Annotated in this window: 42 protein-coding genes; 23 read left to right on the plus strand and 19 right to left on the minus strand. The window is 67.2% G+C overall.

Features of this window, described 5'->3' with window-relative positions:
* Positions 1–26 precede the first annotated feature (26 nt).
* The 18 genes from AC1RAA_RS11060 to AC1RAA_RS11145 are packed head-to-tail and all read right to left on the minus strand — an operon-like array spanning position 27 to position 9,899.
* Positions 27–245 (minus strand): hypothetical protein, encoded by a 219-nt coding sequence (locus tag AC1RAA_RS11060; RefSeq protein ID WP_492729405.1) that lies wholly within the window; start codon positions 243–245, stop codon positions 27–29.
* A gap of 58 nt (positions 246–303) precedes the next feature.
* Positions 304–576 carry a hypothetical protein gene (locus AC1RAA_RS11065; protein ID WP_492729403.1) on the minus strand — a complete coding sequence of 91 codons (273 nt, stop codon included), beginning with the start codon at positions 574–576 and terminating at the stop codon, positions 304–306.
* On the minus strand, positions 573–890 hold the full coding sequence (locus AC1RAA_RS11070; protein ID WP_492729402.1) for a hypothetical protein: 318 nt from the start codon (positions 888–890) through the stop codon (positions 573–575). Before AC1RAA_RS11070 ends, AC1RAA_RS11065 begins: the two co-directional genes overlap by 4 nt.
* 29 nt (positions 891–919) lie before the next feature.
* Entirely contained in the window at positions 920–1,234 is a 315-nt protein-coding gene (locus AC1RAA_RS11075; protein ID WP_492729400.1) for a hypothetical protein, read from the minus strand.
* Positions 1,235–1,289: 55 nt separating this feature from the next.
* Complete coding sequence (locus AC1RAA_RS11080; protein WP_492729398.1) at positions 1,290–1,799, minus strand: hypothetical protein; 510 nt, start codon at positions 1,797–1,799, stop codon at positions 1,290–1,292.
* On the minus strand, positions 1,796–2,284 hold the full coding sequence (locus tag AC1RAA_RS11085) for a hypothetical protein (protein WP_492729396.1): 489 nt from the start codon (positions 2,282–2,284) through the stop codon (positions 1,796–1,798). The genes AC1RAA_RS11080 and AC1RAA_RS11085 overlap by 4 nt, the downstream gene beginning before the upstream one ends.
* Positions 2,248–2,499, minus strand: coding sequence for a LexA family protein (locus AC1RAA_RS11090; protein WP_492729394.1), 252 nt, complete (start codon positions 2,497–2,499; stop codon positions 2,248–2,250). The genes AC1RAA_RS11085 and AC1RAA_RS11090 overlap by 37 nt, the downstream gene beginning before the upstream one ends.
* Positions 2,496–2,843, minus strand: coding sequence for a hypothetical protein (locus AC1RAA_RS11095; protein ID WP_492729392.1), 348 nt, complete (start codon positions 2,841–2,843; stop codon positions 2,496–2,498). The genes AC1RAA_RS11090 and AC1RAA_RS11095 overlap by 4 nt, the downstream gene beginning before the upstream one ends.
* The gene (locus AC1RAA_RS11100) at positions 2,840–3,385 is read right to left on the minus strand and encodes a hypothetical protein (RefSeq protein WP_492729390.1); all 546 of its coding nucleotides are present in this window, start codon (positions 3,383–3,385) and stop codon (positions 2,840–2,842) included. The genes AC1RAA_RS11095 and AC1RAA_RS11100 overlap by 4 nt, the downstream gene beginning before the upstream one ends.
* Complete coding sequence (locus AC1RAA_RS11105) at positions 3,382–3,846, minus strand: hypothetical protein (RefSeq protein ID WP_492729388.1); 465 nt, start codon at positions 3,844–3,846, stop codon at positions 3,382–3,384. Before AC1RAA_RS11105 ends, AC1RAA_RS11100 begins: the two co-directional genes overlap by 4 nt.
* On the minus strand, positions 3,843–4,313 hold the full coding sequence (locus tag AC1RAA_RS11110; protein ID WP_492729386.1) for a RusA family crossover junction endodeoxyribonuclease: 471 nt from the start codon (positions 4,311–4,313) through the stop codon (positions 3,843–3,845). Before AC1RAA_RS11110 ends, AC1RAA_RS11105 begins: the two co-directional genes overlap by 4 nt.
* Positions 4,310–4,525 carry a hypothetical protein gene (locus tag AC1RAA_RS11115; RefSeq protein ID WP_492729384.1) on the minus strand — a complete coding sequence of 72 codons (216 nt, stop codon included), beginning with the start codon at positions 4,523–4,525 and terminating at the stop codon, positions 4,310–4,312. Before AC1RAA_RS11115 ends, AC1RAA_RS11110 begins: the two co-directional genes overlap by 4 nt.
* Complete coding sequence (locus AC1RAA_RS11120) at positions 4,522–4,911, minus strand: hypothetical protein (protein WP_492729382.1); 390 nt, start codon at positions 4,909–4,911, stop codon at positions 4,522–4,524. The genes AC1RAA_RS11115 and AC1RAA_RS11120 overlap by 4 nt, the downstream gene beginning before the upstream one ends.
* The gene (locus AC1RAA_RS11125; protein ID WP_492729380.1) at positions 4,901–5,488 is read right to left on the minus strand and encodes a hypothetical protein; all 588 of its coding nucleotides are present in this window, start codon (positions 5,486–5,488) and stop codon (positions 4,901–4,903) included. Before AC1RAA_RS11125 ends, AC1RAA_RS11120 begins: the two co-directional genes overlap by 11 nt.
* The gene (locus AC1RAA_RS11130; RefSeq protein WP_492729378.1) at positions 5,475–6,566 is read right to left on the minus strand and encodes a hypothetical protein; all 1,092 of its coding nucleotides are present in this window, start codon (positions 6,564–6,566) and stop codon (positions 5,475–5,477) included. Before AC1RAA_RS11130 ends, AC1RAA_RS11125 begins: the two co-directional genes overlap by 14 nt.
* The gene (locus AC1RAA_RS11135) at positions 6,563–9,205 is read right to left on the minus strand and encodes a DNA methyltransferase (RefSeq protein ID WP_492729376.1); all 2,643 of its coding nucleotides are present in this window, start codon (positions 9,203–9,205) and stop codon (positions 6,563–6,565) included. The genes AC1RAA_RS11130 and AC1RAA_RS11135 overlap by 4 nt, the downstream gene beginning before the upstream one ends.
* A complete protein-coding gene (locus AC1RAA_RS11140) occupies positions 9,205–9,525 on the minus strand; it encodes a hypothetical protein (RefSeq protein ID WP_492729374.1) in 321 nt (106 codons plus the stop codon). Before AC1RAA_RS11140 ends, AC1RAA_RS11135 begins: the two co-directional genes overlap by 1 nt.
* On the minus strand, positions 9,522–9,899 hold the full coding sequence (locus AC1RAA_RS11145; protein WP_492740569.1) for a hypothetical protein: 378 nt from the start codon (positions 9,897–9,899) through the stop codon (positions 9,522–9,524). The genes AC1RAA_RS11140 and AC1RAA_RS11145 overlap by 4 nt, the downstream gene beginning before the upstream one ends.
* 86 nt (positions 9,900–9,985) lie before the next feature.
* Here AC1RAA_RS11145 and AC1RAA_RS11150 point away from each other — a divergent pair, with 86 nt between their 5' ends.
* The 21 genes from AC1RAA_RS11150 (at position 9,986) to AC1RAA_RS11250 (ending at position 22,012) form a co-directional block, all read left to right on the plus strand.
* Positions 9,986–10,465, plus strand: a complete 480-nt coding sequence (locus AC1RAA_RS11150) for a hypothetical protein (protein WP_492729370.1) — start codon at positions 9,986–9,988, stop codon at positions 10,463–10,465.
* 48 nt (positions 10,466–10,513) lie between these two features.
* The gene (locus tag AC1RAA_RS11155) at positions 10,514–11,158 is read left to right on the plus strand and encodes a LexA family protein (RefSeq protein WP_492729368.1); all 645 of its coding nucleotides are present in this window, start codon (positions 10,514–10,516) and stop codon (positions 11,156–11,158) included.
* A gap of 236 nt (positions 11,159–11,394) precedes the next feature.
* Complete coding sequence (locus AC1RAA_RS11160) at positions 11,395–11,529, plus strand: hypothetical protein (RefSeq protein WP_492729366.1); 135 nt, start codon at positions 11,395–11,397, stop codon at positions 11,527–11,529.
* Positions 11,530–11,531: 2 nt separating this feature from the next.
* Positions 11,532–11,849: a hypothetical protein gene (locus AC1RAA_RS11165; RefSeq protein ID WP_492729364.1), complete on the plus strand. Its 318-nt coding sequence runs from the start codon at positions 11,532–11,534 to the stop codon at positions 11,847–11,849.
* Between the two features lie 301 nt (positions 11,850–12,150).
* Positions 12,151–12,711, plus strand: coding sequence for an LPD29 domain-containing protein (locus AC1RAA_RS11170; RefSeq protein WP_492729362.1), 561 nt, complete (start codon positions 12,151–12,153; stop codon positions 12,709–12,711).
* The gene (locus tag AC1RAA_RS11175; protein ID WP_492729360.1) at positions 12,711–12,875 is read left to right on the plus strand and encodes a hypothetical protein; all 165 of its coding nucleotides are present in this window, start codon (positions 12,711–12,713) and stop codon (positions 12,873–12,875) included. Before AC1RAA_RS11170 ends, AC1RAA_RS11175 begins: the two co-directional genes overlap by 1 nt.
* The gene (locus AC1RAA_RS11180; RefSeq protein ID WP_492729358.1) at positions 12,872–13,081 is read left to right on the plus strand and encodes a hypothetical protein; all 210 of its coding nucleotides are present in this window, start codon (positions 12,872–12,874) and stop codon (positions 13,079–13,081) included. The genes AC1RAA_RS11175 and AC1RAA_RS11180 overlap by 4 nt, the downstream gene beginning before the upstream one ends.
* Positions 13,078–13,518 carry a hypothetical protein gene (locus AC1RAA_RS11185; protein WP_492729356.1) on the plus strand — a complete coding sequence of 147 codons (441 nt, stop codon included), beginning with the start codon at positions 13,078–13,080 and terminating at the stop codon, positions 13,516–13,518. Before AC1RAA_RS11180 ends, AC1RAA_RS11185 begins: the two co-directional genes overlap by 4 nt.
* Complete coding sequence (locus tag AC1RAA_RS11190; RefSeq protein WP_492729354.1) at positions 13,515–14,021, plus strand: HNH endonuclease; 507 nt, start codon at positions 13,515–13,517, stop codon at positions 14,019–14,021. Before AC1RAA_RS11185 ends, AC1RAA_RS11190 begins: the two co-directional genes overlap by 4 nt.
* A complete protein-coding gene (locus tag AC1RAA_RS11195) occupies positions 14,009–14,263 on the plus strand; it encodes a hypothetical protein (RefSeq protein WP_492729352.1) in 255 nt (84 codons plus the stop codon). Before AC1RAA_RS11190 ends, AC1RAA_RS11195 begins: the two co-directional genes overlap by 13 nt.
* Positions 14,260–14,442, plus strand: coding sequence for a hypothetical protein (locus AC1RAA_RS11200; protein WP_492729350.1), 183 nt, complete (start codon positions 14,260–14,262; stop codon positions 14,440–14,442). Before AC1RAA_RS11195 ends, AC1RAA_RS11200 begins: the two co-directional genes overlap by 4 nt.
* A gap of 14 nt (positions 14,443–14,456) precedes the next feature.
* Positions 14,457–15,290, plus strand: a complete 834-nt coding sequence (locus AC1RAA_RS11205; protein ID WP_492729348.1) for a RecB family exonuclease — start codon at positions 14,457–14,459, stop codon at positions 15,288–15,290.
* A gap of 27 nt (positions 15,291–15,317) precedes the next feature.
* Positions 15,318–16,550, plus strand: coding sequence for a hypothetical protein (locus tag AC1RAA_RS11210; RefSeq protein ID WP_492729346.1), 1,233 nt, complete (start codon positions 15,318–15,320; stop codon positions 16,548–16,550).
* Positions 16,551–16,561: 11 nt separating this feature from the next.
* The gene (locus AC1RAA_RS11215) at positions 16,562–18,319 is read left to right on the plus strand and encodes an AAA family ATPase (protein WP_492729344.1); all 1,758 of its coding nucleotides are present in this window, start codon (positions 16,562–16,564) and stop codon (positions 18,317–18,319) included.
* Positions 18,319–18,750, plus strand: a complete 432-nt coding sequence (locus AC1RAA_RS11220; RefSeq protein ID WP_492729342.1) for a hypothetical protein — start codon at positions 18,319–18,321, stop codon at positions 18,748–18,750. Before AC1RAA_RS11215 ends, AC1RAA_RS11220 begins: the two co-directional genes overlap by 1 nt.
* The gene (locus AC1RAA_RS11225) at positions 18,747–19,364 is read left to right on the plus strand and encodes a 3'-5' exonuclease (RefSeq protein ID WP_492729341.1); all 618 of its coding nucleotides are present in this window, start codon (positions 18,747–18,749) and stop codon (positions 19,362–19,364) included. The genes AC1RAA_RS11220 and AC1RAA_RS11225 overlap by 4 nt, the downstream gene beginning before the upstream one ends.
* Before the next feature lie 2 nt (positions 19,365–19,366).
* On the plus strand, positions 19,367–19,606 hold the full coding sequence (locus AC1RAA_RS11230) for a hypothetical protein (protein ID WP_492729339.1): 240 nt from the start codon (positions 19,367–19,369) through the stop codon (positions 19,604–19,606).
* A gap of 168 nt (positions 19,607–19,774) precedes the next feature.
* Positions 19,775–20,458, plus strand: coding sequence for a hypothetical protein (locus AC1RAA_RS11235; RefSeq protein WP_492729337.1), 684 nt, complete (start codon positions 19,775–19,777; stop codon positions 20,456–20,458).
* A gap of 5 nt (positions 20,459–20,463) precedes the next feature.
* Entirely contained in the window at positions 20,464–20,628 is a 165-nt protein-coding gene (locus AC1RAA_RS11240) for a hypothetical protein (RefSeq protein ID WP_492729335.1), read from the plus strand.
* Positions 20,628–21,548: a deazapurine DNA modification protein DpdA family protein gene (locus AC1RAA_RS11245; RefSeq protein WP_492729334.1), complete on the plus strand. Its 921-nt coding sequence runs from the start codon at positions 20,628–20,630 to the stop codon at positions 21,546–21,548. The genes AC1RAA_RS11240 and AC1RAA_RS11245 overlap by 1 nt, the downstream gene beginning before the upstream one ends.
* Positions 21,545–22,012, plus strand: a complete 468-nt coding sequence (locus AC1RAA_RS11250; RefSeq protein WP_492729332.1) for a Rel homology DNA-binding domain-containing protein — start codon at positions 21,545–21,547, stop codon at positions 22,010–22,012. The genes AC1RAA_RS11245 and AC1RAA_RS11250 overlap by 4 nt, the downstream gene beginning before the upstream one ends.
* Before the next feature lie 2 nt (positions 22,013–22,014).
* Here the strand turns inward: AC1RAA_RS11250 and AC1RAA_RS11255 are convergent, their stop codons facing one another.
* Complete coding sequence (locus AC1RAA_RS11255; RefSeq protein WP_492729330.1) at positions 22,015–22,272, minus strand: hypothetical protein; 258 nt, start codon at positions 22,270–22,272, stop codon at positions 22,015–22,017.
* Between the two features lie 29 nt (positions 22,273–22,301).
* Here AC1RAA_RS11255 and AC1RAA_RS11260 point away from each other — a divergent pair, with 29 nt between their 5' ends.
* Positions 22,302–23,168 carry a hypothetical protein gene (locus AC1RAA_RS11260; RefSeq protein ID WP_492729328.1) on the plus strand — a complete coding sequence of 289 codons (867 nt, stop codon included), beginning with the start codon at positions 22,302–22,304 and terminating at the stop codon, positions 23,166–23,168.
* Positions 23,168–23,368 carry a hypothetical protein gene (locus tag AC1RAA_RS11265; RefSeq protein ID WP_492729326.1) on the plus strand — a complete coding sequence of 67 codons (201 nt, stop codon included), beginning with the start codon at positions 23,168–23,170 and terminating at the stop codon, positions 23,366–23,368. The genes AC1RAA_RS11260 and AC1RAA_RS11265 overlap by 1 nt, the downstream gene beginning before the upstream one ends.
* Position 23,369: the final 1 nt, after the last annotated feature.

Consider the following 23,369-nt stretch of genomic DNA (forward strand, 5'->3'; position numbering starts at 1 on the left):
GCGCACGCGGCAGACCCTGCCAGTGTTCAGGCGCTGGGCGCGGCGGTGGGAGTGTCCTGGTGCGGGCGCACCAGCGGCAGGTCGGGGGCGGAGACGAATTCGCCTTGCTCGCGGATCTTGATCTCGCCGTCGCCGTGAACGGTGAAGGTGTGGTGCGCGCCGGGCTGCAGCAGGGTCTGGCCGGCCTGCGTCTGGACGGTGACCTGCTTGTTGCCGCTGATGGCGATGTGGACGGTGGTGGTCATGAGGCCTCGAATGGAGTGAGGCCCGAATCTTCTGGCCGCCCTGCGGGGCGACCAATCCCTACTGGGGGTCAGCCGCCTGGCGTTCCACAGCCGCACGAATGATCCGAGCCACCTCCGCCCGCCGGTCAACCGGGTGCCGGAACGTTTGATCCGCCTGAATGCTGAGCCGTACCTGCAGGCAGGCCAGCACCCAGCGCTGGTAGTTCGGATCGGCGTGGCAGCGCTCGAGCACCGCGTCGCGCGGATCCAAACCGACAGGCACAACGAACGTCGACACCTCGCCGGTGGCGGGTGCCGGCGCACCTAGGGGGCTGATGCGCCGGAAGCTCACAGAATGCGAGCCTTCATCATCGATTCGGCCTTCAGGTAGCGGATGCGCGCCTCGGCGTCGCACCACCACTGCATGGCCAGGCCAGGATGCGCGTCCCAGGAGGGCGGGTCCTCGCCCATCACCGCGGCGGCGCTGCGCGTCTGGATATTGCCGTCAGTGTCACGCCCGATCGCTGCGGTGCTGGCGAAATGATCGAGCAGCGCGGCGTCGCGCGTGGCGGCGTCGATGTGGCTGCCGATCCACTGGAGCGCCTGCTCCTGGGTGCAGTCGCCCTTGGCGAACATGGCGAGGATTTCTTCGATGCTGGGGATCATGGTTTTCCTGGTAGTTGAGGGCAAGGTTCTCAGGGCAGTTCGAGACGGTTGAGGGCATCCTGGGCCAGCGCGTCCAGGCCGCGCACGCGTCGCAGCAGGTCATGAAGCGAGCTGCCGAGGTCGGTGTAAGCAGGCGCTTCCCCGGTGCCGCTGGTGGCCGAGGGGCTTTCCGCACGCATGACCGGGCCGATGCGCTCGAGCAGCATGCCCAGCGATGTCGAGGCCGACTGGGCCGCGCCGAGCAGTTGGCCGAGCAGATCCGGGATCTCGCGCTCACGGGGCTGCTCGGCGCTGGCCTGAATGGCTCGGCCGCTGCCGAGGCTGAGGGAGTGGGGATGGTTCATGGTTCTCTCCTGGTTGAAATGGGCTCAGGGCCCGGGGTGATGGCCTCGCGGCCGGTTAGCTGAAATCGATCTCCGCCTGCTCAGGGACGCCCTGCAGCACGCGGATGGCGTTGTCGCGTTCCTTCTCGCGCGCAGTGGCCGCGACCTGGTAGCGCCGCAGCTCGGCGACGCTGTCGGTGAGCTCGCGAGCGTTCTGCAGGCCCGCCAGCTCCTCGGCGCTGCCGCGGAACAGGCTGCCGATGCGGCGGCAGTCGGCGGGGTTCAGGTCGAGGCACAGGTCGCCGACCTCGAGCTTGGCCATGCCGCTGGGCAGCACAGTCAGCGAGATGGCCTGCGCCGGCGGCAGCTCCTCGACCGGCTCGAAGACGCCCGGCAGCACGCGGCGCAGGCGTCCGTCCTCGAGCATCCGCTTCACGTGGTCGTCGACCACGCTGTAGCTCTGGCCTGTCAGCTCCTTCACGACGGTGCGCGTGGCGACGCGCCCGGCGTTGTGCAGGTCGAGGATGGTCTGGTAGACCAACTCGCCGATGCCGCGGCGGATGGGTTGCGGTGGCTTCTGGCTCATCGGACTCCCGTGTGGGGTGCCGCTCCGCCGGAGCACACCTTGACGCTCGGGTGGGCGCCGCGAATGCGGTTGGCGGTGCGGACGATCGCGGTCTCGTAGACCGAGCGTGCGACGCTGGTGCGCTGCAGGTGGTGCCACTCCTGCAGCTCGCGCATGGCGTGCAGGCCCGGCCCGGTGGTGCCCATGCGGCCGGTGGCGGCGTGGCGCTGGTGTGCCTCGTTGAGCACGCTCTCGACCTGCAGCGCGGCCGGCATCACCTCGGGCCCGACGCCCATGTCGCACATCGTCTGCGCGAGGTTGGTCAGGTCCGCCACGGTGCGCCAGTCGTCAACGGTTGCCGCGCCAGTGGCGAAGGCCTGAATGGCGGACAGCTCGAGCAGCCGCAGCTTGTCGAGGCGCTCGTCATCCGTGATGCGCGCGCCGTCGATCGCCAGCGCGATCGGGTTTGTCAGGGCGTAGTGCTTGCGACGGCATTGCTTGCGCATGCATCCCCCCGTGCGAAGCGGTACTTCCCCACCGCGTTGTGTTCGATGTGGCCCTTCTTGGCCAAGGTCATGAGGTAGCTGGCGGCGGCGTTGTCGCTGGCCCAGCCGAAGCGCGCCCGCAACGCGCTCGCCGGCGGCAGCTGATCGTTGAGCGCGAAGAATTCGCGCATGAACGCCAGCACCTCGGCCTGCTTGGGTGTGAGAGAAACGGTCATGCGTCGAAGCTCCTGATGTCTGGCACCGGCACCTCGGCCGGCCAAAGTCCGCGGCGCAGAAGCTCGCGGACGGTTTTCTGGTGAGCGGCCTGCCACATGGCCTTGCGTTCGTCGCGCTTGAGGCGGCTGCCCTGATCGAGCACGGGCACGTGGCAGCGGTCGCACAGCGCCGCGACGCGGTTGTCATCCGCCTTGATGTGCCCGCCCTTGCCGTGCACGCCCCAGTTGCTGTGCGCGGCGCACACGCGCCCGTACTCGCTTCGGCCGCAGTGCTGGCACGGCAGCTCGCGGCAGGCGGCCAGCAGCTTCGGGCTGCGCACGTAGGCGCGCTTCGGGAACTTCATGGCTGCGGGCCCTCCTCGCGCGGCTGCAGCACCGCCTCGAGCATTTCGGCGCGCTTGGCAGCCGACAGGTGCGGCCAGAGCCGGCGCTGCGCGCCCGGCGTGTGCAGGAAGGCCAGCATGGCGGCATGCACCTCCCGCATCTCGTCGTCGCTGCACTGCTCGTACGAGGTGCTGCGCGGCACGAAGCGCAGCGCGCCGCGGGGGTTGACCTGGTAGTCGCCCCAGGCGGCGCCGACCTTCAGCCAGTCGCGGAAGGGCTCCAGCTGGCCCCAGCGCTCCTGGCTCTCGAACAGCCGCTGTTCCATGCCCATGTGCATGCGATGGAACGGGCCCGAGCGCTCGACGACGTTGTCGAACTGGAAGACCTGGCCGACCTCGGCCTTCCAGATCCGCGACCAGAACCGACGCCAGCGCGTGTTGTGCTGCTCGTTCAGGCCCTGGATGCCGTCGAAGATGAACCGGCGCACGATCGACAGCTCGTGCTCCGACCAACCCGCCAGCGGGTGGGCCTTCATGATCAGGATGGAAGACGGCTTGGTCACTGATTGCAGCCCTTGCCCACCGCGCCCTTGTCGCGCGCATCTGTGAAGTCCTGCCAGTGCACGAAACCCTGCGGGCACAGGAAGCCCCACGGGCGGATGCGCGGGCCGGTGATGAATAGCGTCCAGCAGGGGCCGCTCGTGAGCTCAACGCGGTGCGCGGCCGGGCCCCAGCGGAACTTCAGAGCGCCGGCGGCGCGGTCGGCGAAGTTCAGCATGCCCAGCCAGCGGAACCACTCGCGATAGTTGCCGGCGAGCAGCCAGCTGCAGTTGAACAGCCACGGATGTGTGTGCAGCGCGCGGTCGTCGTCGCTGCGCAGGAAGCAGTGCAGATAGACGTTGAAGACCGGATTGCGCGGGATGAGCCACCAGCGCAGCAGGTAGGGATGCTCGGTGCCGCCGATGACGAAGTCAGGCGGGCGCCTGTCCGCAATGGCCAGGATGCGATCGCGCACGCGCTTCATGCAGCCGCTCCCAGCAGGTCGGCCTGCAGCGGCGCCGGGGCGCTGGCGTCCAGCAGCTCTACGCGCACAGCGACGCCCGGCACCATGCTGTAGCGCTTCGACACGGCAAGGTCGACGGCCTGCACGTCGTCTTTCCACACCACGCCGTTCATGGCGTCGAAGATCGCCTTGATAACGTTGTCGGCGTCTGGCTTTGTGGTCGGCCGGATCTCGCCGGCGGCCGCGGCGCGCTGCTTCTTCTGCGACCAGCTCGTGGGGATCTGGCAGTCGATGCGCAGCTTCACATCGCACGCGCCCTCGAGCAGTGCGGCCCCGGCCATCGCCTGCTGGGCGGCGTAGGCCACGAGGCCTTCGTAGTTCACCGTCTTCTCCGGCGTGTACATGCGAGCGTGGCCGCCCGCCTTGCCGATGCGGGGGCGGCCCTTGCCCACTGGCTGGCCGGGAACGTGAAAGTGCAAAACGGTCATGTGGATGCTCCTGCTGTGGTTTCCATGTCGCGGTCTGTGTGAACGGCGATCAGCCCCTCACGCACGGCGAAGGCGATCTCGCTGCGGCTGAGCGGCGTCTCGCCAGCGTCGGGCTGGCGCACCTGCTCGACGCTGAGCGCCTTGCGATTGCGGATCTCGAAGGCGCGCGCGGCGCTCCTCCAGATCTGTGAACGGGTCATCGGGCGGTTCATGCGGCCTTCCTCTGCAAGGCTTCCCGCACGCGCGCATCGAGGAACTTCTCGAGCTGGTGGCCCCAGCTGACATAGCTGCAGCCCTCGATCGGCGCCAGCTCCACCAACCACTGGCCGCGGAGCGCCGGCTGCAGGCGCGTCCAGGCCTTGGCCACGGCCGATTTGTCGATGTCGACCTTCTGGTGGGCACTGCGGCAGGCGTTGATCTCGTAGGTCACGCACTCCCAGTCCAGCAGGATCTGCGTGACGCGCTCCACCTCGCGCCCGACAACGCCGTAGTGGTATGAGCAGATGCCCGGGGCATGCGGGCCGGCCAGGAAGATGCCGCCCGTCATCTGGCAGAAACTCACGAGGCAGCGGTACTGGTCGCCAGCTTCAGTCGTCATGGCTCACCTCGAGGCGTTCAACTGCACTCAGGGCCAGCGCAGCCACCTTCAAGGCGCCAGGCAGCATCGGGTGCAGCACCTGGGCCTGTTCCAGGCTGAGGCGGCCCTTGTCGACGGCTTCCTTGAGCGCAACGCCTCGACCGTCGACGTCGTGGCCCAGGGAGGCCCACCAGTTCACCGGGCGCCCAGCGTCGCGCGCCGCCGCGACGGCCTTGGTGTAGGCCTCGCGAAACGCGAAGCGCGCGGCGGTGCGATCGCCCTCGCGCAGCAGCGGGAGCGCCACGCCGAATGCGGCCGCCATGTCTTCGGACCACACCACCGACGTCTGTTCGTCGAAGGGCAACATCGCCCATGCCTCATCCACGCCGGGGCGCCCGTCGTCCAGTCGGCTGACCACGTCCTGGACGGTGAGCACGCCGCGCACCTCGCGCCGGCAGCGCGACAGCGCCCCCAGCACCGCAGCCTCGGGATACAGCGACAGGTCGTTCACGAACATGCGCGCGGCGCCTTCGGTGAACGTACGGCCGCACAGCTCGGCGGTGACCGCAACAGCTTGCAGGAGTTCAATGCTGGCCATGGGCTTCCTTCTGCTGGGCTTCGGCGAGCAGCCCGGCGAATGCGTTGGCGTTGGTTTGGGTCTGGTCGACCAGTCGGGCCTGTGTGGCCGTGGTCTGACGGCCGGTCGCCCACTCCGTGCGGAGCTTCTCGGCGTCCATCAGCAGCATCCCGACCGAATGGCCGGCGCTGACGTACCGGCTGTTGTTGCTGCGGACGTAGTACGCGGCGACCGACGGCGCCTCCTCCGCGCCAAGGCGCGCGACCAGGTTGGCCAGCTGGCCGTTGACCGTCGCGTTGCGCACCGGCTGCACGCGGTAGCGGACTTCGTAGCTGTTTGCGTAGGCCTTCCAGGTCCCGGCAGTCGGCGCTTCAGCCTTCGGCTCGGCCGCCTTCCTCGGCTTCGGAGCGGGCGCAGGCCCTGCCCGTGGCGGAGCCGGCGTCGTCACCGCGGGCGGTGGCGCCGAAGGCGTCAGCGCAAAGGCGGGGGGTGCGGGGGGGTTTACTCCCCCGTGCTGTTCCTGTTCCTGTTCCTGTTCCTGTTCCTGTTCCTGTTCCTGATTCGCCATAGCCTTCGGGGAAGGCTTTGGGGAAGGCTTTCCGAAAGAGTCATCGAAAGCCTTGGCGAAAGACTCTCCGAGCGCATGGATACTGGCTTTCAGCGATTCGTAGGCCTCTCGCTTGAGGTCGCATTCGGGGATCAGGTCGAACTCGGCGGCCCAGCTGCGCACCACGTTGGGGGACTCGGGCCGGTTGTGCTTGATGGCCTTCGGCACCCACATCACGCGGGCCTTGAAGTCGGCTTTCGCCATGCCTTGCCGAAAGACTTCCCGGAAGGCTTCGTCGAAGGCTTCGATGTCCCAATCCAGCTCTTCCGCCATCGCCGCACGGCCGGCGCGGAACAAGCCCGGGATCGGGCCGGTGTGCGGGCCCGTGATCAGGTACAGCCACAGGCCCTTGCCGCACGGTGGGATCGGCGACAGCTCGCGAAAGCGCTCGTCGCCCCAGGTGCGCACCTCGACCTTCCGGTAGCGGCTGGTCTTCTTCGCGTCCTTGGGCTCCGGCGCCGTGTCGGCGCTGGGTGATGTGGCACGGCTCAAGACGCCACCTCCTCTGCCGGCTCCTCGGCCTCGAGATCGAAGAGGCTGGGCATGCTCATCTCGCGCGCCGCCGCCTCGCAGTACATGACGCCGTCGGCGAAGTAGCTGGGGCTGAGTTCGCAGCCGCGCCCGCGGCGGCCCAGCTTCATCGCACGGTACGGCACCGTCATGAGGCCGCCGAAGGGGTCGTAGACCTCGTCGTCGGGGTTGGAGTACTGCGTGATCGCCCGGTCGGCGATGTCGAACTGCATGGGGCACAGGTGCATCTCGCGCCCGGCCGCCGACTGGGCACCGTTGAGCGTGCGCATGCGCGTCACGTCGGTCCAGACGTCGTCGTGCCAGGACTGCGGCTGCAGCAGCATGAACGACGGCGGCAGCATGCCCTTCTCGGCCAGCGCTTCACCGAGGCGCACGTCGTGCTCGAAATCGAACACTGTGCCCAGCGAGTGCGCCTTGAACAGCTTGAAGATGGCATCGGCGGGCATGCCCACCAGGTCCTCGGGCTGCAGCGCGCGGTTGCCGCTCGAGCGCGTGAAGCCGTGGGCGTCGAGCTGCCACCGCGCGCGTGAGTACTTGCCCTTGTCCTTGACCACCGGCAGGTCGGCGTATCCGCGGCTGGCGTCGGTGGGAGCCTTGCGGAACAGCAGCAGGTACTCGTTCATGCCGAAGCCCATGCGCGAGCCGTCCTTGCACTGCTCGGACCAGCCCAGCCGGTAGGTCTGAGCGTTCTCGCGCACCACGTCGGTGACGATGGTCTTGCGGCCCACGAAATGGAAGCCGTGCCGGCGGAAGCACGCCACGGTGTCGAGGTCGAAGGGGTACTCGGTCTGGAAGCCGACGCCCGGCACCATGCCGCTGGGCACGATGCGGTTCTTCACATGGATGGCGGCCAGCCGGCCCGGCTGCAGCACGCGCAGCAGCTCCGGCACCAGGAAGTCCATCTGCGCGAAGAAGTGCTCGTTGTTGTCGGTGTGCCCGAAGTCAGCGTAGTTCGGCGAGTACTCGTACTGCGTGCTGAACGGGATCGACGTCAGGATCAGGCCCACGCTGTCGCTGGCCATGCGCCGCGTCTCGTTGACGCAGTCCTCGTTGACGACGGTGTAGCCCGGGCCCGAGACTTCCACGCGGGGCACGCCCATTGCGCGTGCCAGGGTCTGGGCCATCGCAATACGCGAGAGCCCGTAGGTGCGGATGATTTCGCTCATCTTCTGCCTCAGTTCGATGTCTTGTTGCCACTTCCGCTCGAGGTTGCGGCGCACCTCACGCTCGGCTTCGGTGTAGATAAGGTCGACGCGCACCGTGTGCTCCTGCAGGAAGCGCTGCACGCGGTGGATCGCTTGAATGAAGTCCTTGAACTTGTGACCGATGCCCAAGAACACCTCCCAGTGGCAGTGCCGCTGGAAGTTGCAGCCCGCGCCCAACATGACGGGCTTGCCGGCCAGTTCGCGGATCTGGCCGTTGGCGAATGCGATGACGGAGGCCTCGCGCTCGTCCAACTCCTGCGAGCCGTAGACCGTCACCACCTCGGGCATCTCGCGCTCGATCGCGTGGCGCTCGGCCTCGAGGTCGTGCCAGATGACGCGGTGCGCGGCGGGGTCCTCGGCGCGGATCTCGCGCAGCTTGGCCAAGCGCGCCGGCAGGCTGTCGCGCTTCTCGCGCGCAGCGTCGACGACACCGATGGCCTGGTGCTTGAACATGAGGCCCTGGCCGCGCGAGTCGGCGCCGGCCTCGCTGTGATCGCTCGGGATCTCGTGCCAGCGCACGTCGAGCGCCGGCAGCACGTAGCCCTCGTCGGAGAAGCTCGGATCGAGGTCCGAGGGCAGCTGCACGAACAGGGCCCAGCTGGCCATCCACAGCCAGAACTCGCGCTCCTTGTGCGGATGGATCGTGAGCTGGTCGGCCTTCTCGCTGTTGCGCTTGAAGAAGCGCGTCTTCGCCTGCCCCACGTCCATGACGCCGAGGTAGGCGCAGTAGGCGAGCAGCTCGACGAACTCGTTCGGGCTCGGCGTGGCCGTGGCCACGAAGCGGTACGGCACGCCGCCGGTGCGCACTCGAACCTTCATGTTGCGCCGGTCATCGCCGGCGAACAGCGCCATGAACTCTCGGAAGGTCTTGCTGCCGCCGAAGCCACGCAGGCAGTCGGCCTCATCGAGGCTCACGACGGTGAACAGCTCGGGGTCGAGCTTCCCGTCGCGCACCGTCTCGTAGTTCGTCAGGTAGATGCCGTTCGGGTCGTCGCACTCGGCCAGGGAGCGCACGAACTTCAGGTGCGGCACTCGGCCCGGGCCCGCGGCCTGCCAGGCCTTCAGCGCCGCGCGCTGCGCGTCGGTGAACTTCGGGTCGTCCCCGGTCGCCAGCTTGCGCGCATCGATCAGGAATTCCTGGCGCACGCCCAGCGGCAGCACGATCAGGCCCATGCCGCCGGCGCGAGCGCGCACGATGCGCACGATCTCGATCTGGTCGAAGGTCTTGCCCAACCCGAAGCGCTTGAAGATGGCGCGGCGCCCGCCGGCCACGGCCCAGCACACGGTCGCGATCTGGAACGGCGCCAGCAGTGGGTTCACCTCGCTGGCGTCGATCTCGAAGCCCAGCGACGGCGCCATCTGCACCTTGGACTTGAGGAAGTCCGCGTACTCCATTAAGCGGCCTCCCACACGGTGGCCAGCAGCGGGCGGCGTTGAATGGCCCGCTGCACCGTGGTCTGCGCCACATACGGCTCGATCTCGGGCGCAGGCACGTTGCCGACGCGCTCGTCACCAGCGGTCGTGCGCCGGAAGTACGCGATCACGCGAGGCGCTTCGCCGTCGTTCAGACGCTCGATGTACCCGCGGCTCTTGAGGTTCGCGATGTTGCTCATCAGCAGCTTGATGTCGATGCCGGTCGCCGTGGCGATCTCGTCGTACGTGGTGCGCTGCCCGATCGCGGCCAGGGTCTGCATCAGCTTGGTGTCGGTGCTCATGCGCCGGCTCCGCGCAGCGCCTCGACCAGCACGCGCTTGTCGTGCTGCAGCTGGGCCACCTGTTCCCGGACCACCCGAAGCTCTCGCTCGAGATCGGTTTCGCGCCGACGGATGCTGGACAGGTCGTAGCCGCGATCCAGGTTCATCCACAGCAACGGGGCATCGTTGCCACAGAAGTCCATGACGGTGCGCAGCTTCGGCCAGATCACGCCCTCCTGGCCCGACTCCCAGCGCGACCACTGGGCCTTGTCCAGCGGCTTGCCGTCGACGCGCACGGCGTCCATCACTTCCTTAGGCTCGTAGCCGGCGGCCTTGGCGCACAGGCCGATGGCCCCGCCGAGCGTCTTCTCGCGCGCGATCTCCTGAACGGTCACGGCAGAGGGGAAACCGAGTTGGTTCACAACGGTCCTCGAATCAGTTGAGTGGTGTTGAGAGGCTCGCGGGCTCAAAACTGAGAGCCATGCGAAACACGAACTTCGGAAGCGACGGCGGCGACTGGCTGCACATCGGCGACCTCGCCGTCGACCTGCTTGAGCGGCTGCTCGTCGAGCGCTTCGTCGTCGAAGAGCTCGATGAGGGCCAACACCACACCGGCGGCGATGGCGAAGGCGGCGAGCACCAGCAGGACCTGGACGTGGAAGGGAATGGCGGGCACGGGTCAGACCCCCTGCTCTGCGTTCTCGGCTGGTGGCGTCTCGGACCGCACTGCGTGCTGGTGCTTGGCACGCTCCGTCAACGGGAGGTCGGGCAGTTCGACGCCCTGGCAGAGTGCTACCAGGCAGTCCGCGAGGCCGAGCTCGATTTCCTTTCCGGCGTAAACGACTTGATTCAGCGTGCCGCGGGTAGTGCCTGCTCTTCGAGCAAGGTCGTCACGAGCTGTGGTGCTGAGCGCGAGGTAATGGGCTTTGAAGTGCATGCCCTTCAGTTTACCCATGGGTAATGATAAATCAATACCCTCCGGTAAATTACCTACTGGTAACGTCGTCTGATGGACGTTTTTGACCGACGCCGCAGCAGGCTGCGCGAGATCCTCACCACGATGACCCAGGCTGAGCTTGCGCGCGCGAGCGGCGTGGCCGCGACCTACATCAGCCGCTCCCTCAAGGAGTCGGACGAGCCGGGATACAAGTCGATCGGCGAAGTCACCGCTCGAAAGCTAGAAAAGGGTGCGCGCAAGAAAGAAGGCTGGCTCGACGGGCTCAGCAACGTCGAAGAAACGAATGTCTCGGTCCAAGCACTGGTCCCGCTGATCTCCTGGATTCAAGCGGGAACCTGGAACCCAGCATCAGACCCACTGCCCCCCGGGGAGGCTGAGCGCTGGATGCATTGCCCCGCCAATCACAGCACTTCGTCATATGCCCTGCGCGTGCGCGGCGACAGCATGACGGCGCCTCACGGCAACAGCCGGACCTACCCTGAGGGATGCTTCATCTTTGTCGACCCGGAGAAGCGCAGCCCCATGAACGGCGATCGGATCATCGCCAAACTGGAAGGCGAAGACGAAGTGACTTTCAAGGTCTACAAGAACGAGGACGGGCGGCAGTGGCTCCAGCCTCTAAACCCATCGCATGAGCCGATTCGGCAACCGTTTCGTGTGCTGGGCACCATCATCGGAAAGTGGGAGGACGGGTGAAATTCATCTTTGCAGCACTCACGATGGCGTTGCTCAGCGCCGGTGCGTTCGCACAGGATTGCCAGCGCGCCACACGCAACTACGAGGTGTCGCGAAACTCGATGAGGCCCGACCGGGGCATGCTCGACAGGGCATGGCAGGAGATGCAGGCGGCATGTGGTCCTACGGCCGCGCCAGCCCAGCAACAGCAGTACTACCAACCAGCTCCACCCGCTCGCCGAGGGCCTGGTCAGTTCGTGAACTGCGACACCGCCGGCTGCTGGGGCGCACAGAACGGCGTTCGCTACAACTACGGCGCCGGCGGCAACCTCCACGGCACCGACGGCTCGTTCTGCGCACGGGGCGCAGGCAACAACTTCAGCTGCAACTGACGATGACCCAACCACTGGAAATAACGCAAACGATGGCCGCCACCGAGAGGGGTCTGGTCACCTTCGACACGCTGACGATCAATGGGCAACGCTGGATCGTCCCCGAATGGATCGACGGATATCCCACAGAAGGATTCTCCAGGCCAGCCTACATGATCCGAGTAGACCTGCTGCCGGGAAGTCCGAGCCCATTTGCTGACTGGGTTGTGCATGGCCAATTGCCAGCACCTCTCCTCCGTGGGGAAACAGTGCCAGGATTTGAAGTGGTACATCTGCCTGACCACTACGTCGTGCACGGAGACCCGGGAGCGCCACAGTAGCCAAGAAACTTGGCTCAGCTACGGCCACCTGTGGCACTGACCACTCCCCTGCACTGGCCAACTGTTCGCTCTTCATATCGCTCCTTTTGCCCGCCGCGCGAGCGTTCTGAACTCGTAGCGTAGATACCGCCCTCCCCTTAGCGAACCCCTACCGGGGGCGTCGCCACCAAGCCCGCCGCGTGCGGGCTTTTTTGCGCTCGATCGCTGGCTTCATTACCCACCGCTAAAAATAATTACCCAAGGGTATTGACCACGTTGATTACCTGCGGGTAATCTACGGCTCATCAACAAGGAGATGGGCATGACGAAATACATCAGCTGCGCCGAGACAGCCAAACTGATCCGCACGGCGCTGAAGGAATCTTTCCCGGGCATCAAGTTCTCGGTTCGCTCCAGCGTCTACAGCGGCGGCGCATCGGTCAGCGTGGGCTGGACTGACGGCCCGAACACGGCGCAGGTCGAAGCCGTGGCGCACGTCTTCAAGGGCGCGTACTTCGACGGCTCCATCGACCTGAAGGGCAGCAGGTTCGCCATGATCGACGGCGAGCAGGTGAACTTCGGCGCCGACTACGTGTTCGCCCGCCGCGAGTACTCGGACGCCATGGTCGACAAGGCCATCGCAGCTGTTTGCCGCTTCTGGGGCCTCCCCTTAGTTGCCAGCGCCAACGACTTCCGCCGCGGCCTGCTCAACGGCATGCGCCCCGGCAACTACGGGCGCGACCTGAGCACGCTCGTGCACCAGCAGCTCAGCAAGATGAGCGACCGCCTCGCCGTCGCGAAGTCGAAGACCGCCGGGAAGGTGATCTACCTGGGCAACGACGGCCACAGCCAGCAAGGCGCGCTGACTTCGGTGGTGGCGTGATGGGCGCGCTCTTCTTCATGGAAGCGCACCAGAGCTTCCTCTTCGACAACCGCGACAACCTGCCGCAAGGCAAGGCAGCGATCGAGGTGGTCTTCAGCGACGGCGCCGCGGCGCGCGCGATGTTCAACAAGTTCTTCGCCCAGCGCGATCTGGAACTGGCATGAGCAAGTTCTCGCAATCCAACCTCTCCAGTCGGCGCAACGCGCGCCGCGAGCGCGTCGAGGCCAAGCACCACCCCGAGGTGTTCGAGCTCACCGAAGAACAGGCGCAGGTCATCGACCGCGCTGGCGCCGTGATCAAGACGACAGCGGCGCACTACGCCCTGCCCGACCACTACGCGCTCGAGCAGCAGAACCGAGGTGCCCTTTGAACGCCGCGAAGAACGCGCCGGCCATGAAGCTCGGCGAGGTCATCTTCGGTCACGACTTGGCGCAATGGGTCTGCGGCGGCGACTGGATCGAGATCAACGCGCCCGGCCACGGCGCCACCGCCCTCGTGGTCTGGCGCATGGAAGACGATGACCGTAGCCCCGACTGTGAACAGCGCGCAGCGTTCATGGTCGCCGCCTTCAATGCCTGCGCCGGCATCCCGGTCGCGGTGCTGGAAGCGAACGCCTCGGGCGGCCTGCCGTGGCGCGTGGCCGACCAGATCGAGGCCCGCGTCGACCGGACCCTCCTGCTCGAAACGCTGCGACGCTTGCACGACTGGGCTCAGGCCAACGCGCCCGACACCCACTTCGGTGGGGACCACCCCATTGCGCTCGCTCGCGACATGCTGCGCGCCAAGGGCACGGGAGGCGCATCGTGAGCGCCTTCTACTCCGCCAAGCTTCCAAAGCGTCAGGCTGACCTCAAGACCTGGCTCGCCTCGCGCGGCGCCGAAGTGCTGGTCACCACCAACCCGTACGAGTTTGTTCGCTACCGCGCCGCCGGGGAAACCCACGTGCTGTATCGCAAGGCTGACGGTTCGTTCACCGTCACGAAGGCCGTGCTCACGATGGTGACCGCCTTCCTGGGCAATCAGGCGTGGTCGGCTGGCGTGGCCACGAAGCGCAAGGCCCGCAATCCCGTCGAGGTGCGCGCGCTCCTGCAGCGCGACGGCGATTCCTGCTTTCTATGCCGGCAACCGCTCGGCAACGACATCACTGTCGAGCACCTGGTCGCCGTCGTGCATGGCGGCCCGAACCACATCGCGAACAAGGCGCTGATGCACGAGCTGTGCAACCAGCAGGTGCACCACCTCTCCGTCATGGAGAAGGTGCGCATGCGCGAGCGCCACCAACTCACTGGAGAACGCGCATGCGAGGCCTGATCCATACCCCGCTGACCGCGCCGCGGCAATTCGTCGGCACCGTCGACGCAACGCACGACACCGGCCGCGCCACCGCTCGAACGCTCGAGCAGCTGCAGGGCAACCAGCGTAGCGCCATCGCTCGCATCGAGCCCATGCCCGACCCGGCGCGCGCGCACCGTGCGGCCGACGTTGCCCTCTATGTCGTCGCGGTGATCGGCATCGCTGCGGCCCTCATCTTCAACAACTGGAGCCCGCTATGAGCCGCGCCCGCCCTCACTACTTCCCGCACGACACGCCCGAACCTGTCGCGCAGCCGTACAGCGCCATCGACGAGCTGCTGCAGCTGATCGAGGTCTGGCTCGCCTTCGCCGCCGTGTGTGCCCTGCTGGCCGCCGCCGTCGCCTTCTTCTTCCCCTCCTTCTTCACCCTCATTCCTTGAAAGGCCCACGCACCATGGACTCCACCACCGCCAACCAGCCGCTCGCCACCGTGCGCGCCAGCTCCTGGCCCAGCCTCTTCGACTGCTCGTACAAGTGGTACTGGCAGAACATCATGGGTCTGCGCAGCCCGTCGGGCGGCGCCGCGCACCTCGGCACGGCCGTTCACGCCGGCACCGCGGCCTACGACCAAGCCATCCTCGACGGCAAGTTCATCAGCGTCACCGAGGCCGTGGACGCCTCGCGCGAAGCCTTGGCCGCGCCGAAGGACGAAGTGGCCTGGGATGACAGCCTCTCGCCGGCCGAGGCCGACAACTTCGCGGTGAAGCTGACGACGCGCTACTGCGCCGACATCGCACCGACGCGCACCTACACCGCCGTCGAACTGAAGTGCACGGCCCTCGACATCTCGACGCAGCACGGTGTGGTGCGCGTCACCGGCACCACCGACCGCGTGCGCCAGGTCGAAGACGGCCGCAAAGGCATCTCCGACGTGAAGACCGGCGGCCGCGCCACCGAGAAGACCGATGCCGGCGGCCGGCGCGCAGTGACCAAGGGCCACCACATCCAGCTGGGCATTTACACACTGATGGCTGAGCAGGCCTCGGGAGAGCGCATGGACGGCCCCGCCGAAATCATCGGCCTGCAGACGACCAAGGACACCCCCTGCGCCACCGGCGAACTCGCCGACGTGAAAACGCCGCTGCTGGGCGACGGGAAGTTCCCGGGCCTCATCGAGATCGCTGCGGGCATGTTGAAGAGCGGCGTGTTTCCGCCCAACCCGAAGTCGATGCTGTGCTCGAAGAAGTTCTGCCCGGCCTACGCCGCGCACTGCAAGTACCACGACTGATCCGCCTCAACCCGCAAAGGAAATTCCATGTCTGCAACCGCTGCGGCCCCGGCCGCGAACACCGCCTCCATCGAGCAGCTGCGCCGCAACCAGTTGACGCAGGTGCAGGAGCCCGCCGACCAGGTGGTCGACCTCTTCTCCTCGCGCGGCTTCGCGCTGGCTCAGCGCATCGCTACGGCCTTCTCCACGTCCAACGCCGTGCCCGCCGCGTTCCGGCAGTTCAATGAAAAGAAGGTCCGCGGCGGGGGCACGGAATGGGTGGAGAACCCGAACGCAATGGGCAACTGCCTTGTGGCCATCGAGACGGCCCGCGCCGTCGGCATGAGCATCACCGCAGTGATGCAGAACGCCAATGTGATCGAGGGGCGGCTGACCTGGTCGGGCCAATACAAGATCGCCGCGATCAATGCGAGCCGGCGCTTCACCCCCCTGCGCTTTGACGTGGTCAACAAGGGCTTGATCAAGGCGACGTACAGGGAAAAGCAAGGCTGGAACGAACAGAAGCGCGGCTTCGACTTCAGAGACGTGACCGTCGAGCTGGAGAACCTCGTGTGTGTCGCGTGGGCTCTGCCGGGGAACATGGCCTTTCCCGCGAACGTGCGCACGCTCGACGACGCCAAGGCCGCGAGGCTGCCGGTGATCGAGTCCGCGCCGGTCAGCATGAAGCTGGCTGTCGAGGAGGGCTGGTACGGCAAGACCGGCTCGAAGTGGCAAACCGAAATGAAGCACCTGATGCTCCAGTACCGGGCCGGCAGCTTCTTCGGGAACATCCACGCGCCGGACGTCGTCATGGGCATGGGTCGCACCACCGAAGAAGCGATCGACGCTGTGGTGGTCGACGTGGACACCGAAGGCCGCATCACCAACGTCTCCACCGAAGACCTGCGCACCGGCCCATCCACCCCGGCGGACGTCGTTCAGAAGAACAGCACCGAGAGCACCGAAGAACCCGCTGCAGCCGGCGAGCCGGAAGGCCAAGCCGCCTCGACCGATACCGCGGCCGCCACGACGCTCGACGTCGCAGCCTTCGCCGAAAAGCTGGCCGCGTGCCAGGACCAGGACTCGCTGGACGCGGCCATGGACGGCCTGCGCGCCTTGAACCCGAGCGAAGAAGAGCGCGCCGTCCTCTCCGACGTCTACCAGCGCCGCGCCACCGAACTCGAAGGCACGCCCGACGCGCCCGCGCCGGCCGCGCCGGCCGCGCCCGCCGCCGCGCCCACCAGCCGCCGCGCCCGCGGCACCACCCCTTCCGTCGACTGAGCACCACCACCATGAAGATCACCCACATCACCGCCGAGAACTTCCTCGGCATCCGCCGGGCCGACGTGGCCCTGGCCAAGCCCGTCACCCTGTTCGCTGGCAGCAACTACGCCGGCAAGAGCAGCCTGCAGGAAGCCGTGCGCATGGCGCTCACCGGCGAGGCCGTGCGTGTCGGCTTGAAGAAGGAATACGGCGCGCTGGTGAACGAAGGCCAGAAGCTCGGCTTCGCCGAAGTCTTCACGGCTGGCGCCGGCGCCGATCAGGAAACGGCCAGCATCGTGCTGCCCAGCGGCAAGGCCTCGCAGAGCAAGGGCTTCACGGTGCCGCCGGCGCTGCCCTATGTGCTCGACGCCCAGCGCTTCAACAGCATGGACGACAAGGCCCGCCGCACGTTCCTGTTCGGGCTCATGGGCATCCGCATCACGCCCGAAACCGTCTCCGAGCGACTGCTGGCCAAGGGCCACGACAAGGCGCGCGTGGAGCGTGTGCTGCCGTTGCTGCGCGCCGGCTTCGATGCGGCGTGCACCGACGCCAAGGCCAAGGCGACTGAGGCCAAGGGTGCATGGCGCGCGCTGACGGGCGAGAACTACGGCTCGGTGAAGGCCGCGACCTGGAAGGCCCCCGAAGTCGCCACCGATCCTGCTGCCCTGACGGCGGCCCAGCACCAGCTCGCCGAAGTCGACAAGCAGATCGCCGCCAGCAACCAGACGCTGGGCGCGCTGCAGGCCGACATGCGCGCGCACACCGCCAGCGAGGCGCGCATCGCGGCGCTGCGCGAGCCCGCCGCCCGCGTGGAGCGTGTCGAGGCGAAGCTGGCGGCCGATGAAGCGGATCTCGTTGGCTGGGAGACGCGTGTGCAGGAAACGGAAGCGAAGGCGGCCGGCGCTGCGCCGACGCAGCCGCTGACCTGCCCCCACTGCAAGGGCCTCGTGGAGCTGGCGGGGAAGGATCTGCTGGCCTACCAGCAGCCCACCGGCGTGCGCGACGAGGAAGCGGCAGCCGCGCTGCCGGAGCTGGTGCGCTCGCGCGAGCTTCTGCGCTCGGCCGTGGCCAATGACAAGCGCGACCTCGAAGCGGCGCGCACCGCCGCCGCCGAGCTCAAGGCGCTGACCGAAGGCGAACTGCCCGCCGCGCCGAAGCAGTCGGACCTCGATGCCGCCTCGCTGGGCCTCACGACGCTCAAGCAGAGGCGCGCGGCCGCTGCCGCCGAGGTCGAAAAGCTCGAAGCACTGGCGCGCGCCAGCAAGGACGCCGCCACGAAGACGACCAGCGCCGCGGGCCACCACGGCGACGTGGCGGCGTGGGATGCGATCGCCGGCGACCTGGCGCCGGACGGCATCCCGGGCCAGATGCTCGCCGAGGCGCTGACGCCCATCAACAGCCGGCTGCAGCAGAGCGCCGTGGACGCCGAGTGGCTGCGCGTCGGCATCGAAGCCGACATGTCGATCACGTGCCTCACGCCCACCGGCACCGCGCGCCCGTATGCGCTGTTGAGCGAGTCGGAGCGCTGGCGCGTGGACGCGATGGTCGCCGAGGCCATCAGCTTCCAGTCGGGCGTGAAGCTGCTCGTTCTCGATCGCTTCGACGTGCTCGACGCCCAGGGCCGCGTCGACCTGCTGGCCTGGCTCGATGTGCTCGCCCAGAACGGCGAGATCGAGACCGCCCTCCTGTTCGGCACGCTAAAGGCGCTGCCCTCGAACCTGCCGGCCTCCGTCGCCGCGGAATGGATCAACAACGGCCACGTCGGCCAGCTCAAGGAAGCCGCCTGATGGGCCGCCCGCTCAAGCCCACGCTGTACGTGCTGCCGCACGGCATCGAGGTCGTGGGCGAGTACGCACCGCGCGGTGGCAACCCGTATTGGCGCGTGCGCATCCGCCCTCACGCCTTCTTTCCAGAGGTGGCGGTGCGCCACGGCGGCCAGTACGTGCGCCGGAGTCGAGTGATCTTGGCATCGAAGCTCGGCCGCGCGCTGACGCCGGCCGAACACGCCCACCACGGCGACGAGAACGTCCACAACGAAGGCCCCGACAACCTGGTGCTGCTGTCCGCAGCCGAACACAACCGGCACCACAAGACCGGGGCCTCGCACAGAGCCGACAGCCGCGCCAAGACCAGCGCATCCCTTCGGGTTGCATACGCCGAAGACCGCCACCGCCGCATCCCCATCACCAACCGCAACCAGCTTGGACAAATCCAATGAAACTCGCTCTTGTCTACGATTTCGAGACGTCCGGTCTCCCCCTGTTCAAGGAACCCAGCGAGCACCCGAACCAGCCGCACATCGTGCAGCTCGGTGCCGAACTGGTCGACCTCGACACGCGCCGCGTGTACAGCTCGCTCGACGTGATCGTGAAGCCCGACGGCTGGACGATTCCCGAAGAGGTCTCGGCGATCCACGGCATCACGACCGAGATGGCGCTGGACGTGGGCATCCCCGAGCACCTCGCGCTGCGCATGCTGTTGGCGATGTGGCGCCGCGCCGACGTGCGCATCGGCCACAACGAGACGTTCGACGCGCGCATCGCCCGCATCGCGTGCATGCGATTCCTGGATGAAGCCACCGCCGACGAGTGGAAGGCCGGCAAGGCCGAGTGCACGCAGCTGATCAGCACGCCTATCCTGAAGCTGCCGCCCACCGACAAGATGAAGCGCGCCGGCTTCTTCAAGCACAAGAGCGCCAGCTTGGCGGAGGCCTACGAGTTCTTCACCGGCACGAAGCTCGAAGGTGCGCACAGCGCCATCGTCGACGTGCGCGCCTGTCAGACCGTCTACTTCGCGGCCACCGGCGCCGCGGCCGAACTGATCGCGGCCTGACGATGGACAACCTCGAGTTCTGGCTCGTGTGGAACCCGGAGGGCATTCAGCCTCCCCGGTACAAGCACCACAGCGCCAAGGCAGCCACCGACGAAGCCGACCGTCTCGCTGGGCACCGTCCCGGGCACTCGTTCTACGTGTTGCATGCCACCGAGATGCGTCGTACCGCCGACGCGCCCGTCGAGGCCATCACGCTGCTGAAGCGCCCCGAGCCCGACCCCGACGACGACATGCCGTTCTGACCCCCCTTTCGGGCGACACCAGCCGGCCGGGCTCCCTCCCTCCTCCATCCAACTGTTCCCGGCCGGCGCTGCGCAAGCAGCCGCCCTCTTTCTTTTCTTTCACCACCGGAGCAATGACCTATGTTTGAACTTGAAACTCCCACCAAGGCGAAGCAGACCGACCTCGAAGTGCTGAGCCAGAAGAACCGTCCCGCCGACAGCAACCCTGGCGTGGTGCTGTCGTTCATGGCCGAACGCCCGAACAGCGCCTTGTCCGAGTTGTCGGGTCTGCTGCGATCCAGCATGTACTGCAAGGACGCCAAAACGGAAACGATGCAGAAGAGCCTCGAAGGCGTCGAGCCGATCAGCGATCTGCCGAACCTCACGCCCATCGGTGAGCACATCGGTCGCTTCACCTGGGCATACAAGCAGACCGGCTGCACGCTGATCTACGACTACGGCACCGGCGGCCCGTCGAACATCGAGCTCAAGGACGTGACCGTCGAGGCATTGCACATCACGTGCAAAGAAGGCGGAACCACAACGTGGCAGTGGAAGTGCGAAATCAACGACGTGGACGTCGCGGTGTTCGGCAAGCTGGCCACTTTCAAGAACCGCGAAGTGTCGATCCAGTTGCTTGGGCCTCGCGTCGAAGACGACCTGATCTCCGACAGCTCCAGCGCCGAATCGCGACCCGACGCGCCGCCGGCCGCCGAGCAACAAGCCGAGGGTGCACAGGGCGGGGATGGCAAGGGCCCGTGGCCGTTCCCGAACGATGCGCCGGCCGAAGCAGCGAAGACTGCCACGAGCCGCCGCAAGGCCGCGCCCGGCAAGACGGCCGAGGAAATCTTCGCCGCCACGTCGAGGGCCTGAGCCGAATGGACTTCACCGTCATCCCGATCCAGAAGGTGACGGCCGCGTTCGCGCGTGCCCTCGCCCTCAACGCTGACCGCGAGGCTGCCGCGCGCGCAGCAGCCCAGGCCCTCGGCATCACCGTCGAGGCGGTGCGCGAGGTCGTCAACCCGGAAGTGCAGGAGGCCTGATGGTGGACGACCGCCACATGGCCCGCGTGTTCCTGGCGCAGGCGCGCGCCACGCCGCACGCCGCATGCCGGCTGGCGCGCCACCCTGCTCGCCTGGGCCCGGCGGCGCCGCGTGGCCGGGCGCGTGGTGCGCGCGTGGTGCGCGCAGCAGCTCAGCCTGTTCTCGGAGGGCGTGTGAGATTCTTCACCGGCCTCCACCAGCCCAGCGATGCGCGTCATTTCGACGGCGCCTTTGTGAGCGTGAATCGCCTGCGCGCCCGAAAGTCGCCCATGAACGTTGGCGACTGGATCATGGACAGCGGCGCCTTCACCGAGATCTCGCGCCACGGAGGCTACCGGCATGACGTCTCGAGCTACGCAGCCGAGATTCGACGCTGGGCCGCCAACGGCTCGGGCAGGCTGCTCGCCGCGGCCGCGCAGGACTACATGTGCGAGCCGTTCATCGTGAAGATCACCGGCCTATCGGTGGCCGAGCACCAGCGGCTCACGATCGAGCGCTACGACGCGCTGCGCGCCGAAGACACCGGCGGCGTGTACATCCTGCCGGTGCTGCAGGGTTTCGACCCTGCCGACTACGTGCGCCACGTCGAGGCCTATGGTGCCCGGCTGGCTCGTGGCGCCTGGGTCGGGGTCGGGTCGGTCTGCAAGCGCAATGGCTCGCCCGACCAGGTAGCCGCGGTGCTCATGGCGATCAAGTCGATTCGCCCCGATCTGCTGCTTCACGGTTTCGGCCTCAAGACAACCGCGCTGGCGCACCCATTCGTGCGCTCGATGCTGCATTCCGCCGACTCGATGGCCTGGAGCTTTGCAGCTCGAAAGCAAGGCCGCAACGCCAACGACTGGCGGGAAGCCGTACGGTGGACCGACGCCATCGAGAGCCGCCCTGTGCAGCACATGCTCGACTTGGAGGCCGCACGATGAGCCGCCGCCGTAATGCACAGCAGGAACTGCGCCCCGTCTACGTGCGCCCGTCGCTGGAGCGGAGAGAGCGCGCGGCGCAGCGGGACTGGTGCCGCTCCGTTTTCCGCGGCGAGCGCTACCGGGCCAAGCCTGGCGACTTTGATCCACTGTGGTTGCGACTCGGCCTGCGCGCATTTCTCATCGAGTCGCGCGCCGGCTGGGTGGTCAGCAACCCGATCTACGACCAACTGCTGCGGAACAACCCAGCGACCGACCCTTCGCTTCCCGGCCCGAAATGGCTGTGGGAGGTCTACCACTGGCATCGTGGCCAAGGCCTGGTGACGCTTCCGGGCGTGGCGCGCGTTCTCGAACGCAGAAGCGAAGCGCGGCGGGCCGCCGAGACCTTCGATTGCCCATCTCCGCAGCCATCTGTGCCCACGTCCAGCCCTGCGCAAGGCCTGCTGTTCAGCGCGGAGGACGCGTGATGTCAGGCGTTGCCGTCCGGCCACCGGTACTCGTTGCGACAGACCTCGCAGCGACCCCGCGCAGTTTGGCCCTCATTGCCCAACGGAACGATCCGATTCACCTGGCTCGTGTGCACGAAGCAGAACGGGCACGGGATGGGCTTCCCGCTCTCCTTCTGTGCCTCGTTCCAGAGCGCTTGCCACACGGCCTTCTGACTGTCGCGCGCCTTTTCAGCTTCGAGTCGCCCGCGCAGCACCGCAAGCATGTTTTCAAGAGCCATTTCCACCTCCGTCCTGTGAAAGCCGCAGTATGAACCCACCTACCATCCAGCCCGTCGAGCCCTGCGGCGCCGTCGGCAAGTGCATGAGCAGCCCGGCGAGCTACGCCAGCCGCATGAGCTACGGCGCCGACAAGCCGCGCGCCGTGGCCGGCCATGCGCTACGCGAACTCGAAGCCGCCCGCGCCCGTGACGTCGCCACGCACGAGAAGAATCTGCCGGCCATCGAGGCGAACAAGGCTGTGGCCGCGCGCGTCGAGGCCCTCATGGCCGAGATCGGGATGCCGAAGTCCTACAGCGAGCGCGACGCGAAGTCCCGGGCTCGCTACCCGAAGTCGATCACCCACTCGGCCGGCTACATCGCCGACCTCCGCCGGCACTGCCCGACGTCGGACAGCTTCGAGCACGCCACGAGCACCTACGAGCGCCTGAAGAAGGAATACGACGCCTACGCCGCGCGCGCCGAGGAAGAAGCCAAGCAGGCCGATGCCAAGCGCGAGCGCGAAGCCGCGGCGCTGGTCGAGAAGCGCAAGGCCGACATGGAGTTGGTCGCGATCCTGTTGCGCTACGAACTGCCGCTGGAATCGAGCTGGTCGGACGTGCTAGACGCGCTGCGCGAGAAGGACCAGCGCCTCGACCTGGCCGTGGCCATGCAGCGCACGCGCGGAGACTGGAGCGAGGGCCCGTACCGCGTGAAGAACGCGCTCGATCGCTTCCAGATCGAGACGACCGAAGACAAGGACATCGCCAACGACGTGCTGTCCTGCCTTGAAGACTTCGAAGACGGCCGGGTGTTCCGCGACACGAACTGGAGCTACGACCGCCTGTTCGCCAGCGTCAAGGACGAAACCCTCTCCGCCGACGTGCAGAAGGCCCTGCAGCACTCTGGAGACGAATGATGCAACTGCTCGACACTTCCCCCGAGCGCGTGCGCGCCAAAGAGATCCAGGCCTTGCAGATGGCCGCCCAGCAGCTGGTCGACGCGGCCCGCGCGCGCGGCCTGGTTGTCACCATCGATCTCGAATCGCGCATGCCGCCGGCGATGGGCTCCTACGACATGGTCTTCGACGTGCGGGAGGCCCGACATGGCGCCGCCTGAG

This window comes from Variovorax sp. GW823-FHT04F07, from assembly GCF_058795995.1.

Excerpts from the sequence above, each read along its gene's own strand:
- AC1RAA_RS11060 (WP_492729405.1), bottom strand. The coding sequence starts at position 245 with ATGACCACCACCGTCCACATCGCCATCAGCGGCAACAAGCAGGTCACC.
- AC1RAA_RS11070 (WP_492729402.1), bottom strand. The coding sequence starts at position 890 with ATGATCCCCAGCATCGAAGAAATCCTCGCCATGTTCGCCAAGGGCGAC.
- AC1RAA_RS11075 (WP_492729400.1), bottom strand. The coding sequence starts at position 1,234 with ATGAACCATCCCCACTCCCTCAGCCTCGGCAGCGGCCGAGCCATTCAG.
- AC1RAA_RS11080 (WP_492729398.1), bottom strand. The coding sequence starts at position 1,799 with ATGAGCCAGAAGCCACCGCAACCCATCCGCCGCGGCATCGGCGAGTTG.
- AC1RAA_RS11085 (WP_492729396.1), bottom strand. The coding sequence starts at position 2,284 with ATGCGCAAGCAATGCCGTCGCAAGCACTACGCCCTGACAAACCCGATC.
- AC1RAA_RS11090 (WP_492729394.1), bottom strand. The coding sequence starts at position 2,499 with ATGACCGTTTCTCTCACACCCAAGCAGGCCGAGGTGCTGGCGTTCATG.
- AC1RAA_RS11095 (WP_492729392.1), bottom strand. The coding sequence starts at position 2,843 with ATGAAGTTCCCGAAGCGCGCCTACGTGCGCAGCCCGAAGCTGCTGGCC.
- AC1RAA_RS11105 (WP_492729388.1), bottom strand. The coding sequence starts at position 3,846 with ATGAAGCGCGTGCGCGATCGCATCCTGGCCATTGCGGACAGGCGCCCG.
- AC1RAA_RS11110 (WP_492729386.1), bottom strand. The coding sequence starts at position 4,313 with ATGACCGTTTTGCACTTTCACGTTCCCGGCCAGCCAGTGGGCAAGGGC.
- AC1RAA_RS11115 (WP_492729384.1), bottom strand. The coding sequence starts at position 4,525 with ATGAACCGCCCGATGACCCGTTCACAGATCTGGAGGAGCGCCGCGCGC.
- AC1RAA_RS11120 (WP_492729382.1), bottom strand. The coding sequence starts at position 4,911 with ATGACGACTGAAGCTGGCGACCAGTACCGCTGCCTCGTGAGTTTCTGC.
- AC1RAA_RS11125 (WP_492729380.1), bottom strand. The coding sequence starts at position 5,488 with ATGGCCAGCATTGAACTCCTGCAAGCTGTTGCGGTCACCGCCGAGCTG.
- AC1RAA_RS11135 (WP_492729376.1), bottom strand. The coding sequence starts at position 9,205 with ATGGAGTACGCGGACTTCCTCAAGTCCAAGGTGCAGATGGCGCCGTCG.
- AC1RAA_RS11140 (WP_492729374.1), bottom strand. The coding sequence starts at position 9,525 with ATGAGCACCGACACCAAGCTGATGCAGACCCTGGCCGCGATCGGGCAG.
- AC1RAA_RS11150 (WP_492729370.1), top strand. The coding sequence starts at position 9,986 with ATGCGAAACACGAACTTCGGAAGCGACGGCGGCGACTGGCTGCACATC.
- AC1RAA_RS11155 (WP_492729368.1), top strand. The coding sequence starts at position 10,514 with ATGGACGTTTTTGACCGACGCCGCAGCAGGCTGCGCGAGATCCTCACC.
- AC1RAA_RS11165 (WP_492729364.1), top strand. The coding sequence starts at position 11,532 with ATGACCCAACCACTGGAAATAACGCAAACGATGGCCGCCACCGAGAGG.
- AC1RAA_RS11170 (WP_492729362.1), top strand. The coding sequence starts at position 12,151 with ATGACGAAATACATCAGCTGCGCCGAGACAGCCAAACTGATCCGCACG.
- AC1RAA_RS11175 (WP_492729360.1), top strand. The coding sequence starts at position 12,711 with ATGGGCGCGCTCTTCTTCATGGAAGCGCACCAGAGCTTCCTCTTCGAC.
- AC1RAA_RS11180 (WP_492729358.1), top strand. The coding sequence starts at position 12,872 with ATGAGCAAGTTCTCGCAATCCAACCTCTCCAGTCGGCGCAACGCGCGC.
- AC1RAA_RS11195 (WP_492729352.1), top strand. The coding sequence starts at position 14,009 with ATGCGAGGCCTGATCCATACCCCGCTGACCGCGCCGCGGCAATTCGTC.
- AC1RAA_RS11200 (WP_492729350.1), top strand. The coding sequence starts at position 14,260 with ATGAGCCGCGCCCGCCCTCACTACTTCCCGCACGACACGCCCGAACCT.
- AC1RAA_RS11205 (WP_492729348.1), top strand. The coding sequence starts at position 14,457 with ATGGACTCCACCACCGCCAACCAGCCGCTCGCCACCGTGCGCGCCAGC.
- AC1RAA_RS11210 (WP_492729346.1), top strand. The coding sequence starts at position 15,318 with ATGTCTGCAACCGCTGCGGCCCCGGCCGCGAACACCGCCTCCATCGAG.
- AC1RAA_RS11215 (WP_492729344.1), top strand. The coding sequence starts at position 16,562 with ATGAAGATCACCCACATCACCGCCGAGAACTTCCTCGGCATCCGCCGG.
- AC1RAA_RS11220 (WP_492729342.1), top strand. The coding sequence starts at position 18,319 with ATGGGCCGCCCGCTCAAGCCCACGCTGTACGTGCTGCCGCACGGCATC.
- AC1RAA_RS11225 (WP_492729341.1), top strand. The coding sequence starts at position 18,747 with ATGAAACTCGCTCTTGTCTACGATTTCGAGACGTCCGGTCTCCCCCTG.
- AC1RAA_RS11230 (WP_492729339.1), top strand. The coding sequence starts at position 19,367 with ATGGACAACCTCGAGTTCTGGCTCGTGTGGAACCCGGAGGGCATTCAG.
- AC1RAA_RS11240 (WP_492729335.1), top strand. The coding sequence starts at position 20,464 with ATGGACTTCACCGTCATCCCGATCCAGAAGGTGACGGCCGCGTTCGCG.
- AC1RAA_RS11245 (WP_492729334.1), top strand. The coding sequence starts at position 20,628 with ATGGTGGACGACCGCCACATGGCCCGCGTGTTCCTGGCGCAGGCGCGC.
- AC1RAA_RS11250 (WP_492729332.1), top strand. The coding sequence starts at position 21,545 with ATGAGCCGCCGCCGTAATGCACAGCAGGAACTGCGCCCCGTCTACGTG.
- AC1RAA_RS11255 (WP_492729330.1), bottom strand. The coding sequence starts at position 22,272 with ATGGCTCTTGAAAACATGCTTGCGGTGCTGCGCGGGCGACTCGAAGCT.
- AC1RAA_RS11260 (WP_492729328.1), top strand. The coding sequence starts at position 22,302 with ATGAACCCACCTACCATCCAGCCCGTCGAGCCCTGCGGCGCCGTCGGC.
- AC1RAA_RS11265 (WP_492729326.1), top strand. The coding sequence starts at position 23,168 with ATGCAACTGCTCGACACTTCCCCCGAGCGCGTGCGCGCCAAAGAGATC.